We start from the raw sequence: 13384 nt of genomic DNA, 5'->3' as shown, positions 1-13384 counted from the left end.
TACAGATAAGAAACGACTATCTTTGTGCAAAAGGTCTGCCAAGCGCTGTTTATGATGATGTGACTACAAATTCAGATCCCAATAGTCTTGAACGGTGGGTTGAAAAGGCAACCTATCGCTATCAAGCCGTGCAAGAGGCGATAAAAGAAGCACAACACCTCTATAGACAGTATAATCTTTACGCCGCTATACAATATATTGTTATAGAAGACCAAACATTGCCACATCTTGTGAATTCATTGCGTGTTGTTCTTAACGCGCTTCATAAACATTTTAGTCGTTAAAAAAAGAATTGACATCAAATGAGAAACCATTAAAATGTGTATATATTTACACATTATGAGTTTGGGGAATGGAACAAGATAGTCGAAAAATCATTGCAAAATTAAAACGTGATGGTTTTGAACTTGTCAAAGTAAAAGGTTCTCATCATAAATTTAAAAAAGATGGTAAGGTTGTTATTGTTCCACATCCTAAAAAAAATCTTCCGATTGGTACAGCACATTCTATCGCACAACAAGCAGGCTGGTTAAAAAAAGGAGAAGAAGAATGAAAAGATTTTTTGCTCTTGTTCATAAAGATGAAGATTCTGCTTTTGGTGTTCAGTTTCCTGATTTTGAGGGGCTTTTTTCTGCTGCTGATGAGGAAGAAAATTTAATCGCAAATGCAACAGAAGCACTTCAACTTTATTGTGAAGATATAGATACAGTGCCTATTCCGTCAAAATTTGAAGAAGTCATACAACGGGAATCTGTCAAAACAGCTTTGTCAGAAGGAGCTTTTTTAATACAAGTCCCCTTTATTGAAAATGATGCAGAAGTGGTACGTACGAATATATCTATTGAAAGAGGGCTTTTGCGTGCAATTGATGATTGTGCACAAGAAAGAGGTTTAACAAGATCTGCTTTTTTGGCAACAGCAGCGCGTCACGAGCTTAATATTTAGATTTTCTTCTTTTTTGTCCGTGTGTACATACGATTTTGTTTCTAAAAACACCATATTTAGGTAAAAAAATAAAAAAAACACAATATGTAGATTTTAGTGTTGACAATGTGTTGCAAATCGTATTTAATGACATGTGCGGCACTGGTCGTATTGTATCTAGACGAGAGGTGGTGCAGTTTTAAATCCCCGCAAATGCGGGGTTTTTTATTATCGGGAGGGCGTATTTTATGACATCAGAAAATACAGAACAGGCTCCACAAATAAAAAACAAACGGAGACCTCCAAGGGCTGGTCAAGGGCGTGCCAAAGGCGTTCCCAATAAGATGACGCGTATTTTAAAAGAGGCCGTTGTGAGAGCTGCTGAGAATGCTGGCAATAAAATAGGCAATGACGGTTTGATCTCTTATTTGGAAAAGCAAGCTATGGATTGCCCCGCTGCTTATTTGGCCTTGCTTGGTAAGGTGTTGCCTTTACAGATTACAGGTGAGGATGGGGGAGCGATAAAGACGATAACGCGTGTGGAAATCGTGCCTTTGGTCAATGACAACCACGCAAATTAAGATTGTTCCAAAGCTTATTCCGATATTTACAGGCAATGCGGCGGTGCGTGCAGCTTGGGGAGGACGAGGGTCTGGAAAGACAAGATCATTTGCTTTGATGGCAGCGTTAAAAGGCTATCAGTTCGGCATGGGAGGGATATCAGGGACTATTCTTTGTGCGCGGCAGTTTCAGAATTCTTTGGCAGAAAGTTCATTGGAGGAGATTAAGCGGGCTATTGAAGCGCATGACTTTTTAAAGGACTATTACAAAATTGGGGAGTCCTCGATTAAGTCGCTTGATAGTCGTATAGCCTTTCAGTTTTGTGGTCTTGATCGCAATGTGGCCAGCATTAAATCGATGGGACGTATTTTGCTTTGTTGGGTTGATGAAGCAGAGCCGGTCACAGAGACGGCTTGGCAGACGCTTATACCGACCTTGCGAGAAGAGGGAGAGGGATGGCGAGCAGAGTTGTGGGTAACGTGGAACCCGTTGCGTGAGAATGCCCCCGTTGAGAAGCGGTTTCGCTTTTCAGACAATGAGGCCATTAAGGGGGTTGAGATCAATTGGTCAGACAATCCGATGTTTCCAAAGATTTTGAATGAAGCGCGGTTGGATGATCTTAGAAGCCGTCCAGAAAGCTATAAGCATATTTGGGAAGGGGATTATCTTACGGCCGTTCAGGGGGCTTACTTTCAAAAAGAGATGTTGGCAGCCGAGCAGGAGGGGCGGATAGGGCGTGTTGCGCGCGATCCTTTGATGCAAATGCGTGCTTTTTGGGACATTGGGGGAACGGGTGCCAAGGCAGATGCGACAGCAATATGGATAGCGCAGTTTATTGGCAAGGAAATCAGGGTACTGGATTATTACGAAGCACAGGGGCAACCGCTTTCTGAGCATGTCGGCTGGTTGCGTCAAAATGGCTATGAGAAGGCGTTGATGGTTCTCCCCCATGATGGTGCGACGAGAGACCGTGTGCACAATGTGAGTTTTGAGAGTGCATTAAATGATGCGGGTTTTGAAACGCAAGTTATTCCCAATCAGGGAGCAGGGGCAGTTAAGATCCGTATAGAAACAGTCCGCCGTGTTTTACCTTCAGTTTGGTTCAATGAGAAAACCACAGTAGCGGGTCGCAAAGCACTGAACTGGTATCACGAGAAATGGGATGAGAAGCGCAATATTGGCTTGGGAGCAGAGCATGATTGGTCGAGCCATGGCGCAGATGCCTTTGGACTGATGTGTGTTGCCTATGAGGAACCGCAGCAGCGACAAAAGAGACCAGCTTATAGCGGCAGAAGAGAATATGAGAGTACCTCATGGATGGCAGAATAATGCATGATAATGAGACTTTAGAGCAAGAAAGCAATGGCTGTGATCTGTTAAAAGATGGTTTGTTTCGCAAGCTTGTCAGTTGGTACAAAGAAGATATCGAGCATGTAAACAAATGGCGCGAGCATGCTCGTGAAGATTTTGGTTTTTACAATGGTGATCAGTGGGATGAGAAGGATTTAGCGGCGTTAAAAGAGCAGCGGCGTCCTGTCATGACTTTTAACCGCATTGCTCCGCTTGTGAATGCTGTTGTGGGATCAGAGCGCAATAACAAGCGCGAGGTGCAGTTTATTCCCCGTCAAGTAGGGAAGGCATTACCGAGTGAATTGCTGACCGGTGCCGCGGAATGGTTTCGCGACATGGCGCATGCGGAATATGCCGATAGTGATGCGTTTCAGGATGCTGTCATTTGTGGCATGGGGTGGACCGATACACGGCTTGATTATGAGAACAGCCTTGATGGTGAACCGGTTGTTGCGCGTTTAGACCCATTAAAGATGGTTTGGGACAGTGCAGCGGTGCAACCGAATTTAACCGATGCACAACGCATGTGGTATGTGGATCGCAAGCCTTTGGAAGTCGCCAAACAGATGTTTCCGCAAGCGCATTGGACAGAGCTCAATGCCGACTGGGCTGGGGATGGCGTAAGTTATCAGGGTGTTCACCACAATGATCTTGATTACTACAGCGATGATAAGAGCGTTGATGTTGAGAATGGTCGACGGATGGTCACGCTTGTTGAATGCCGTTGGTTTGAAACTGAAACCGCTTACAAGGCTCCTGATCTAAAAACGGGTCAACTTCGTGATTATAGCAAGCAAGAGTTTGAACAGCTTCAATGTATGATGCCAGATATTCAAGGGGCGCCATTCAATAAAAAGGTTGTGAGACGTGCTTTTTTAGGCAGAAAGCTGTTGTCAGAACCGGATCACCCCTTAGTTCCTGCAGGACAATTGGGTTGGGAGTGTATTACCGGTTATTTTGATAAGCTCAACCGGCAGTTTTATGGGGTTGTGCGCGCAACAAAAGACCCACAAAGATGGGCGAATAAATATTTTAGTCAGGTCATGCATATCCTCAATAGCCAATCCAAAGGCGGGATAATGGCGGAGCGGGGTGCTTTTGAGGACGAGAGGGAAGCAGTAAGAAGTTGGATTAAAGCAGATAGCATTACAGTACTCAAATCGGGTGCTCTTGCAGCAGGTAAGATAAAACCAAAGCCTGTAGCACAGTTTCCTTCGGGTTTTTTCCAGCTGTTTAATGAAGCGAAGGAAGCGATTAATCAGGTAACAGGTTTATCTCCTGAATTCATTGGCACAAGAGAAGTAACCCAAGCGGGTATTTTGGAGGCACAACGGCGTCAATCCAGTCTTAATCTGCTTGCTTGCTTGTTTGATGCTTTGCGTTTGTATCGTAAGCGGCAGGGCAAGATTATTCTGCACCTTATACAGAATTATCTGTCTGATGGTCGTTTGGTGCGGATATCTGGTGAGGAAAATGCGCAATATATTTCCTTAACGCGTGAAGTCGTCACGAGTGTTGAGTATGACATTGTTGTTGACGATGCTCCCACCAGCCCGAATGAGAAAGAGCGCACCTTTGGCATTATCACACAGCTGTTACCGTTGCTTCAAAATGCCCTTACACCGGATATCATGCTTGATTTGCTGCGTTACTCACCATTACCAGCATCATTACTCAATCGTGTGAGTGAGAAGTTTCAACAGCAGCAGATGGCACAGCAACAGCAAATGGATCCAGAACAGGAAATGAAGTTGCAGGAACAGCAGCAGGATTTAGAGACGAAAAAACAGATGCATCAGATGGATTTGCAAGGCAAGCAGCTTGATCTGTTCACGCGTCAAATGAGAGCGGAATTAGACGCGAAAATGATGCAACAGCGCCATGACATTGAACGTCAGAAGCTTCTCAATGAACAGGCACACAATCAGATCATGCGAGAGAGAATTGCATTGCAAAGAGGCATGCATATTTGAGAGAGGTGAAAGAATGAATGCAGAAACGACTGAAGAAATGGAAGGTATGAATGAAGATTATACAGCAGAGCAGCCAGTGTTTGATGATGATGGGTATTTTGATGGTGACACGCCTAGTGAACAGATTACCAGTGATGATATAAGTTCTCAAGAGCCGGTTTCACAGCCTGTTCATGAAGCATCCGAAATCTCTACGGTAGAGGAGCAGCACGCAGAAGAACAAGCCCGTCAAGCGCGTGAAGCCCTCATGCAGTTTTATGACCAGCAATCACAGGAAACTTCTGTTGATGGTGACGATATACCACCTGATTTAGTGAAAGACCCCGTAGGTTATATTCAGCGGATGGAAAAGAAGATTCAAGAGCAGGATGCGTTTATTAAGGAATATAAAGAAGCACAAAGGCAGGCTTTTGTACAACAGCAGTACGATAGGTATTTGAATCAATTTTTAGAAAATTCTGTTAAAGCCGTTGAAAAGAAATACAGCGATTTTGGAGAAGCGGCGCATTTCCTTTATGAGGCGCGTGCTAAGGAATTGTATAGTTGGTCAGGAATTTATCCTGAGTATGCAGAAAAGAGCACGATAGATGCGATTATAGGCAATAATTTGCGCACGGTATTAGCGACTTGTGCACAAAATGGTACTAATCCAGCGGAAGAGCTTTATAGGGTAGCAGAAAAACTTGGCTATAAAAACCAAGCGATAGAAGCCAACAATCAGGTTGCAGCGCTTCAAAGCAGGCAGAATTCTGCGAGGACGTTGACGGCATCAGGGGGTGGTGGCAGCACAGGACCAATCACATTGGAAACTATTAACGCTATGTCTGATAAGCAATTTAATGCGTGGATAGAAAATCCAAAAAATGAAGAAATTTTTTATCGCTTAACCGGCGTTAGTGGGAATGCTTAAGACACGACGCTTTACAAAATAACTCGTATGGTGCGGGTTTTTTACTCCGGCTTTTCAGCCGGTTTTTTTTTAACTGCACACAGAAAGGGAAGAAAATGGCAGTAACACGTATCGATATTAATGACCCACAAGCAGTGCAAGCGTGGTCAAAAAAACTAAACTCTGAAGTTATCAAAGCGACTAAAATTGCTCCGCTTATTGGTGAGAGTTCTAATAGCATTATTCAGCTGAAAGAAGAAACGCATAAAGGTAAAGGCGACAGTGTCACTTTTAGTTTGCTTGTTCAGCTTTTTGGGGACGGGGTAACTGAGGGAGAAACACTTGAAGGCAATGAAGAATCTCTACAGTTCATGAATGATCAGCTTATTATCAATGAACTGTCTCACGGTGTAAGAGTTGCGAATGAAGGGTCTATTGATCAGCAGAGAATTTTGCCAAGCTTACGGAAAAGTGCCAAAGAAGCATTGGTTCGTTGGTATGCTAATCGCTTAAGCATCATGTTCTTTCTTCAGGTTTGTGGATACACGGCGAACACAATATCGGTTGATGGGCGGCAATTGTATATTAAACCGGTTCATTACGGTTTTAACCAACCGACGGCTCCAAGCAGTAAGCGCATTATACGTCCTGATGCAAAAACAAGTGACGAAGATTTAAAAGAAAAGGGCAAGCACAGTTTTAGTTTAAAGCTTATTGATGAAGCTGTTGAATGCGCTAAGCTTGCCAATCCACAAATTTCACCGGTGAATATTGGTGGGGATAGTGTTTATGTGCTTTATCTTCATCCAAAACAAGTTACACAATTGCGAACCAATACAGCAGCTGGTGAGTGGTTAGATATTCAGAAGTCCGTTTATGCCACCTCACGTGCTAAAAACCCGATTTTTGATGGCTCGCTTGGCATGTATAATGGTGTTATTTTACGCGAAGCTGTTCATGTTACACACGGTGTTAATTCAACAACTAACGCACCAGTTCAGAATGTACGACGTGCTGTATTACTTGGTGCGCAAAGTGCAGTTATTGGTTTTGGGAAAAACCATAGTGCAACCCGTTACACAATCGAAGAAGAATATTTTGATTACAAGCGTGAATTTGGTGCAGCTGCCAAAACCCTCATTGGTATGAAGAAAACTCGCTTTCTGTCGCCCTATAGCTCTCAAGGAGCACAAGATTTTGCGACAATTGTTATTCCAACATGCAGCGGTGAATCTGCTTCCGAATAATCATTGGGAGGAAAGAAATGGCAAACGCATTACCACAGCCCTTACAGGGCAGAAGTCTTCATACGCAACAGGTGAGTTTCTTGCGGCTTAATTTTACCTACCGCGATACAAATCATAGCGTAAAAATAGGTACTCTGCCTCGTGGCGCATTGATCACCTCGATTAAAGCTTTCGTCGAGACGGCTTTTACAAATGCCAAGTTACAGATTGGCAGTACAGATACAGGCAAAGAATTTGGCGAAAAAGATATCAAAGCACAAGGGACACAGGATTTTACACCAACTGATCAAAAGGCTTTTGTCTCAGACAGCAAAGAGCTTACTTTGTATGCTAAAGCAGACCAAAAGGTTCAGGTTGGTAAGTGTGTTATCGTTGTTCAATTTGTGACAAATCACTAAGAGAAAGAATTAAGAAATGGCAAACGAATTACCCCAACCCTTACAGGGCAGAAACCTTCATACACAGCAAGTAAGCTTCTTGCGGCTTGATTTTACGCACGAAGAGCAGGTTATGAAGATAGGAACCTTGCCTTGCGCAGCACTGATTACTTCGATTAAAGTGTACGTTAAGACAGCTTTTACAGGAGCTAAGTTAAAGTTTGGTAGCACTACTGAAGTGAAAGACTTTAGTGAAGCAGATATTGGGACACAGGGCATAAAAGCTCTCACGATAAGCAATCAGAAAGAATTTGTCCCTTATGATGAAGAGCTTACTCTTTATGCAAAATTAGATAAACAGGTCGCTTCTGGTCAGGCAACGGTGATTGTTGAGTTTGTGACTAATCATTAAAATTGTGAGGGGAGTTAATGCCTAGAAACTTTTTTAAGTGGTTTCATTGCTTTAGCTTCCTTAATCTTAAGTGCAATTTTACGCATAAAAGCAATACTAAAGCATCCTTGTGGTTTCATGTGTTCAAAATCAAAAAAATCTCCGCAAGGAACAACATTAAATTCATCAACGCGTAACCAAGAATCTTTTTTCAGTTTTGTGCGTTTACATTCTATTTCAGGTATTTTTAAACTAAATTGCAAATCATAAGGTTTTTGTGAAGTGATAGGAAATAAAAAGAAATGGGTTTCTGTTTTTACTACAACACAGGCAGGGCGTGGTTTACGACCTGAATATTCACCCTTTTGGGATTGCTCATGCCATAAATAATAATATCTGATGACATCCCCCGCTTTAAACATTTTCATCACCTTTTAAAAGTTCATCTAAACCTTTGTCCAAGTCGTCTAATATATCTTCTGGTGCATCAGTATAAGAAAAAGCTTGTGTACCGGAACGGTATTTTATCAATTCATTGTATAGATCGATAGGAAGCATGATAATCTTTTCTCGACCTCGCTTGGTTAAAGCGACGGGCATGGACATTGCCTCGTCTAAGATATCACCAGTACCACGGTTTATATCTGTAAAACTATATTTTTTCATAAAAAGCCTCCTAATAAATACATACTATGCATATAGTGCATAAAATATGTATTTTATGCAAATGACAATAATGTCAAGAAAAGTTTTTCACGGAAAGGTTTTAGGATGTCGCGTCATTATATCACAATAAAGACGGGAGGACCGACACGAGATCGCCAAGATGTTTTTCGCCACAGAGGAACGTTTTCCCACCTTGTGTCGGTTATACAAGACGAAATAGATGACATTACGGATGAGTATGTTCCTCAAATCCAAGAAAGTATTTTTGCAGCCATTCGTTTTTGTGAGAGAGAAAGTTTTTTCTTTAACGAAAGTCGAGATGTGGTGTTTACAACACGGGCGGGGAAGGCGGTTTATGATGCTACAGATACGCCGCATATTGAAACAGCGGTAACAATTAAAGGTGTTTTTCTTCATTCTGATCGGCATCACAAGTTTGCATTGGAGCAGAGAAGTCCTCTTTCCTTGGAGCCTTTGTTGTCGTCAGGACATCAGGGAATGCCGGTTTGTTACAGTTATTTTGATAAGAAACTTCACCTTTATCCAACACCTGATGCTGGGTATCCAATTCAACTTCTTCTCTCTCCTATGCGTTTGGAGGAATTTGAGAATGCGCATCAGGAACATCCATGGTTTGTGCATGGCTTTGATCTGATCAAAGCGCGAGCCAAGTATGAGCTGTACAAGAATATCCTCAAAGAACCAGATTGTGCGGCTGCTGCTTACAATGATTTTAAGGAACAGTTGCATGAATTGCGTGCAGAGACTTCAAAGCGCCATAACGTCACCAGAATAGTGCCAACGGAATTCTAAAGTGCCTTTTTTCCCAATAGCTGATTACAGACCAGATGTTGCGGTAGTCAACAGCACCTTTACCGATACGCTTGTGAATGTTTTACCGGCGGATGGTTCTTACATCCCCATGCCCAGTGCGACGGTTATTTCTACTCCTTTGCAAGAGAAGCCTTTGGGTTCGATCGCGTTTAGAACAGGCGATGGGGTTAAAATCATCGTAGGAGGCGCACAAAAGCTCTATGCTTATGATAGCCAAACGCGGGGTTGGAAAGACATAAGCCAAAGTGGTGTAACGTATCAAGCCAATGAGGAGAACCAATGGTCTTTTGCGTTGTTTGGCGAAACCATTCTTGCGGTTAACAAAAATGATAAAGCACAGGCTTTTAATATTCGCAGTTCAGAGCGGTTTGCAGAGTTAGGCGGTAATCCTCCGAAAGCGGGTTTGGTAAAGGTTTGGGGTGATTTTGTATGTTTGCTTGACCTTGCGGATCATCGCAATCGCATCCATTGGTCAGGATTGAACGATGCAAGCCATTGGACGGTTGGTGAAAAAGATTGTTATTATCATGACTTTCATGACGGCGAATATGTGCAGGGTGCGACAGAGTCGAGCAATCCGATGGTTTTCCTGCGTTCTGCTGTTTATGCAGGTTCCTTCACGTTAGGCTCTAAAGTGCCGTTTCTTTTTCAAAAGATCCATGACAAACGTGGAGCAAGGAGTTCTAGAGCGATTGCCTGTTTTGGCAGTGATGCCTTTTTTGCTGGTGATGGTGGTTTTTATCAGATTGGTTCGGATGGACAGCTTTTTCCGATCGGCTTTGAAAAGGTTGACCGAACGGTGTTCAGCAATTTTGATAAGCTTGCCCTTGATGAGATGCAAGGGGTGATAGACCCTGTCCATAATCGTGTTTACTGGTCTTTGAAGAGGGGCAATAACCAGCAAACCACCTTTGTTTATGATTGGGGTTTGCAGAAATGGTCAACAATTCAGGGCGAGCCTTTCAGCTTTTTCCCAGTGTTCACGATAGGTTATACCTTAGAACAACTTGATGAGATCTCGACAAGTCTTGAGACTTTACCGGCTTCTCTTGACAGTTCGATTTGGCAAAGTGGTGCGCCGATGCTTGGTGCTTTTGATGGTCAAAGGAGGCTTGTTGTGTTTACGGGCGCTCCTATGGAGGCGGTTGTTGTTTCGCAAGAAATGGGGGCCGCTGATGGGCATTTTAGCTTTATCACCAAGATGTTTGTAGAGGTCGATACTCTAGAAGGGCTTTTGAGCATAGGGGAACGTGGCGTTCGCAATAACCTCACGCCCATTACGTGGCACAAGGAAAGGATATGTTCTTTTGTCACTGGCGCCTATCATGGGAGGTCACGCAATCGCTATCATCGCTTTAAATTACGTATTCCGGCAGGTGTTACATGGCATCATATCACCGGCTTTAACGTGGATTTACGGTCTCTAGGTAGAAGATAATGGCACAAGTGTTTTTAACCTCTTCTTGGGATAAGGAGCGCATAGCTCCTTATCTTGAAGAGATCGTTGCAGCCTTCAGTCAGTATGTGGAGCGTTTTAAACATGAACTGACTTTGCAAGAGCTTCTTGAAGAGATTTGCAGTGGTAAGAAACAGTTGTGGCTTTTGCTTGATGATGATGATCAGTTTTTAGCAGCCGTGACGACACAACTTCAATATACGGCATTGGGAAAGAAGCGCGCGCTTATTTGTGATTGTTGCGGTAAGGGCTGTGTTGATCTTGTTGATCATCTGCAATTTGTCGAGGAGTGGGCGCGTGAGAATGGTGCCTGTGAAATAGAGATTTTGGGACGTTTAGGATGGCAGCGGTCCCTCAAGAAGCAAGGCTATGGCATAGACATGGTCTATTTTAGGAAGGATTTAGGAAATGGGGAGTAAGCGACCGACGGAGACACAACAAAGACAGGTACAGACTTTTGCGCCTCCTTCTTGGGCCGATCATCTTTTTAAACATGGTGGTGCGGATGCCTTTAATCTTTATAACTCCGGAGCTGGTGGCAACGTTTATGGAGGTGCGCGCGTTGCACCTTTGAGTGCTCCAACCACCCATGCCATTGGTGGTCTTGGCAGCGTTCCCAGCCAGTATCAGAACAATGCGCTGATGAATTTGATCAACACGCCAACAGCATCGGCAAGTAACCTTGGTCGGATTGCATCTGGTGGTCTGATGGGAGGCAATTCGTATTTTGGTCAGGTCCTTCGGGAGGGGATGGATGATGTCGAAAATAGAATTAATCGATATTTCTCAGGGATTGGTCGTTATGGAACGCCTGATCATAAGGATGAATTGCGGAAGGGCAGCGGTTCTGTTTATGCCCGTGCCATGGCAGATCAGTATAATCAAGATTTGCAGCATATGATGCATGCCAATGCGATGATTGATCAAACCAATCAAAACCAGTTGGGGGCAGCAAATAACTTCTTACAAGGCTATGGGAATGCGTATAGCAATGCTTTACAGGGCTCTTCATTGCTTGATGCCTATAATCAGAGACTTGTTGATGCGGAACGCGAACGGTGGCTGGAGCAAGACAATAGCGGTTGGAATAAATTGAACATGTTGATGAATGCCGCGCATGGTTTTGCAGGCAATTACGGCACGACGACAAACAACAGCACCGCTTCTCTGATGCAAGGCAATAATCCTTGGAAAAACGCTATAGGACTTTTGGCTGGTGCTAGCCAATTTGCTGCTCCTTATTTTAGAAGAATATAGGGAGAGAGGTAGGATGGAAAATAATAACCATAACATTTTATCAAGACTTCTTAAGTCTCTGTATGCAATGGACCCATTGGCGTCACGTATACTGATGCAAAATCAACTACTGATGCAAAATCAACGTATGGCATCTGCGCAACAACAGGCGAATAGGTTGCCTTATTTAACCCCTTCAGTCCCTGTTGGCACAATTGGTTCACAGTCGTACCCACTAGGCTTATCTCAAGATATGCCGCCTTTACCGAATGTCAGTTCGGCTTTGAAATCACGCGCAATACAACCGAAAGCGTCCTCTCCTTCTATGCCTATGGCAACGTTTGGTTCAATGGCACCCCCATTAGGTTTGTCTAAGGATGTGGAGGCATTGCCTAATGTGCTTTCGAATTTGACGTCATTGCAACCACAACAAGCTCTGTTGCCAGAAGCCCCTATTCCAACTGTAGAAGCGGAGCCAACTCAATCTGTCCCGTTGGTACAACCACAAAAAGATACTGCTTCTCAACAGAGTTTTTGGGATCAATTTCGTAATCCTGAATTTTTACAAAGGTTATCGGATTATGCGATTGGTTATGCCTCATCCGATGGAACGATGGCACAAAGCTTGGCGAATGCAGCCATGAATCTTCGTCATGGTGATTTGGAAAGAGAACAAAAAAAGCAGGTTAACCAAACCGTCGAGTATCTGAAAGCTCAGGGTATGGGTGAAGAAGAAGCACGGTTTATGGCGGGGAATAAAGATGCGTTGAATGCGTTTTTGGTACAGAAGATAAGCGGTGGGAATGGTCTCGGTTCTAAAGAAAAACTTGATCGCCAACGAGAAATGATAGAGCTTCAAAATAGTGAAGCTATTAGTAGTAATATGCTTAATGATATTGAGCGTTTTATGCATTATCTGGAAACAAACGGTGATTTTGCTACGGGAAACCTTGCTAATTTGCAAGCGAATTTAAAGGTTCCTCAACACCGTGATATGAAGTCACTCCTTAATTCAATTAAAAACCGCATAGGTATTGATCGTTTAGAAACCATGAGGCGGTATTCACGCAATGGTGCTTCTGGTTTTGGTAATCTCACAGAAAAAGAACTTGATATATTAAAGAGCTATTTAGGAGAGTTAGATTACAGTTTGGGTAGCGAAGAGCAGATGTTTAGGTTGAAAAAAATACATGAGATTTTGGGTAAGATGAAATCGAATGTACTGGCTTTGCTAGAGGATAGTAACACCAAATTGACAGAAGAAAATGTGAGTCAAGTTACAGCATCACAGCCGCCTTCTGCAGTTCCCCAGAAAGGATATAGCCATTTACCTGTTATAACCAGCAAAGAACAGGAAGATGCGTTTCCTGTGGGTGCATTCTTTATTGGTGAAGATGGTAAGCGAAGGCGCAAGGGTGGTTGAGATGGTATATATTCCTTATTCTCCTATTGTTGATGATGCATCAGATTATGATGGTAT

Annotated in this window: 16 protein-coding genes and 1 pseudogene; 15 read left to right on the top strand and 2 right to left on the bottom strand. The window is 43.2% G+C overall.

Features of this window, described 5'->3' with window-relative positions; translation table 11 throughout:
- From MCQ_RS07525 to MCQ_RS07480, 10 genes and pseudogenes are all read left to right on the top strand, one after another.
- A pseudogene (locus MCQ_RS07525) lies at positions 1-284 on the top strand (hypothetical protein); the annotation flags it as partial.
- 68 nt (positions 285-352) lie between these two features.
- A complete protein-coding gene (locus MCQ_RS07520) occupies positions 353-553 on the top strand; it encodes a type II toxin-antitoxin system HicA family toxin (protein WP_006924567.1) in 201 nt (66 codons plus the stop codon).
- Complete coding sequence (locus tag MCQ_RS07515) at positions 550-945, top strand: type II toxin-antitoxin system HicB family antitoxin (RefSeq protein ID WP_006924566.1); 396 nt, start codon at positions 550-552, stop codon at positions 943-945. The genes MCQ_RS07520 and MCQ_RS07515 overlap by 4 nt, the downstream gene beginning before the upstream one ends.
- Positions 946-1172: 227 nt before the next feature.
- Positions 1173-1505: a hypothetical protein gene (locus MCQ_RS07510; RefSeq protein ID WP_006924565.1), complete on the top strand. Its 333-nt coding sequence runs from the start codon at positions 1173-1175 to the stop codon at positions 1503-1505.
- Positions 1486-2814 (top strand): PBSX family phage terminase large subunit, encoded by a 1329-nt coding sequence (locus tag MCQ_RS07505; protein WP_006924564.1) that lies wholly within the window; start codon positions 1486-1488, stop codon positions 2812-2814. The genes MCQ_RS07510 and MCQ_RS07505 overlap by 20 nt, the downstream gene beginning before the upstream one ends.
- Entirely contained in the window at positions 2799-4808 is a 2010-nt protein-coding gene (locus MCQ_RS07500; protein ID WP_006924563.1) for a portal protein, read from the top strand. Before MCQ_RS07505 ends, MCQ_RS07500 begins: the two co-directional genes overlap by 16 nt.
- A 13-nt stretch (positions 4809-4821) precedes the next feature.
- Positions 4822-5718 carry a hypothetical protein gene (locus MCQ_RS07495; protein WP_006924561.1) on the top strand — a complete coding sequence of 299 codons (897 nt, stop codon included), beginning with the start codon at positions 4822-4824 and terminating at the stop codon, positions 5716-5718.
- A 95-nt stretch (positions 5719-5813) separates the two neighbouring features.
- Complete coding sequence (locus MCQ_RS07490; RefSeq protein ID WP_006924559.1) at positions 5814-6944, top strand: N4-gp56 family major capsid protein; 1131 nt, start codon at positions 5814-5816, stop codon at positions 6942-6944.
- A 17-nt stretch (positions 6945-6961) separates the two neighbouring features.
- Positions 6962-7342 (top strand): hypothetical protein, encoded by a 381-nt coding sequence (locus MCQ_RS07485; protein ID WP_006924558.1) that lies wholly within the window; start codon positions 6962-6964, stop codon positions 7340-7342.
- Positions 7343-7358: 16 nt separating this feature from the next.
- The gene (locus MCQ_RS07480) at positions 7359-7733 is read left to right on the top strand and encodes a hypothetical protein (protein WP_006924556.1); all 375 of its coding nucleotides are present in this window, start codon (positions 7359-7361) and stop codon (positions 7731-7733) included.
- 14 nt (positions 7734-7747) lie between these two features.
- Here MCQ_RS07480 and MCQ_RS07475 read toward each other — a convergent pair whose 3' ends face one another.
- Together MCQ_RS07475 and MCQ_RS07470 are read right to left on the bottom strand one after the other, a co-directional pair.
- Complete coding sequence (locus tag MCQ_RS07475; protein ID WP_006924555.1) at positions 7748-8134, bottom strand: hypothetical protein; 387 nt, start codon at positions 8132-8134, stop codon at positions 7748-7750.
- The gene (locus tag MCQ_RS07470; RefSeq protein ID WP_006924553.1) at positions 8127-8378 is read right to left on the bottom strand and encodes a type II toxin-antitoxin system Phd/YefM family antitoxin; all 252 of its coding nucleotides are present in this window, start codon (positions 8376-8378) and stop codon (positions 8127-8129) included. Before MCQ_RS07470 ends, MCQ_RS07475 begins: the two co-directional genes overlap by 8 nt.
- A gap of 105 nt (positions 8379-8483) precedes the next feature.
- Here MCQ_RS07470 and MCQ_RS07465 point away from each other — a divergent pair, with 105 nt between their 5' ends.
- Genes MCQ_RS07465 through MCQ_RS09420 form a run of 5 tightly spaced genes read left to right on the top strand, consistent with a single transcriptional unit; the run spans position 8484 to position 13327 of the window.
- A complete protein-coding gene (locus MCQ_RS07465; protein WP_006924552.1) occupies positions 8484-9191 on the top strand; it encodes a phage adaptor protein in 708 nt (235 codons plus the stop codon).
- A 1-nt stretch (position 9192) separates the two neighbouring features.
- Positions 9193-10650 carry a hypothetical protein gene (locus MCQ_RS07460; protein ID WP_006924551.1) on the top strand — a complete coding sequence of 486 codons (1458 nt, stop codon included), beginning with the start codon at positions 9193-9195 and terminating at the stop codon, positions 10648-10650.
- Positions 10650-11087: a hypothetical protein gene (locus MCQ_RS07455; RefSeq protein WP_006924550.1), complete on the top strand. Its 438-nt coding sequence runs from the start codon at positions 10650-10652 to the stop codon at positions 11085-11087. The genes MCQ_RS07460 and MCQ_RS07455 overlap by 1 nt, the downstream gene beginning before the upstream one ends.
- Positions 11077-11925 carry a hypothetical protein gene (locus MCQ_RS07450; RefSeq protein ID WP_006924549.1) on the top strand — a complete coding sequence of 283 codons (849 nt, stop codon included), beginning with the start codon at positions 11077-11079 and terminating at the stop codon, positions 11923-11925. Before MCQ_RS07455 ends, MCQ_RS07450 begins: the two co-directional genes overlap by 11 nt.
- Positions 11926-11938: 13 nt before the next feature.
- Positions 11939-13327: a hypothetical protein gene (locus tag MCQ_RS09420; protein ID WP_006924547.1), complete on the top strand. Its 1389-nt coding sequence runs from the start codon at positions 11939-11941 to the stop codon at positions 13325-13327.
- Positions 13328-13384 lie beyond the last annotated feature (57 nt).

Source organism: Candidatus Bartonella washoeensis Sb944nv, assembly GCF_000278135.1.
Classification (GTDB): domain Bacteria; phylum Pseudomonadota; class Alphaproteobacteria; order Rhizobiales; family Rhizobiaceae; genus Bartonella; species Bartonella washoeensis.
This window is presented reverse-complemented; position numbering and strand designations above follow the sequence as displayed.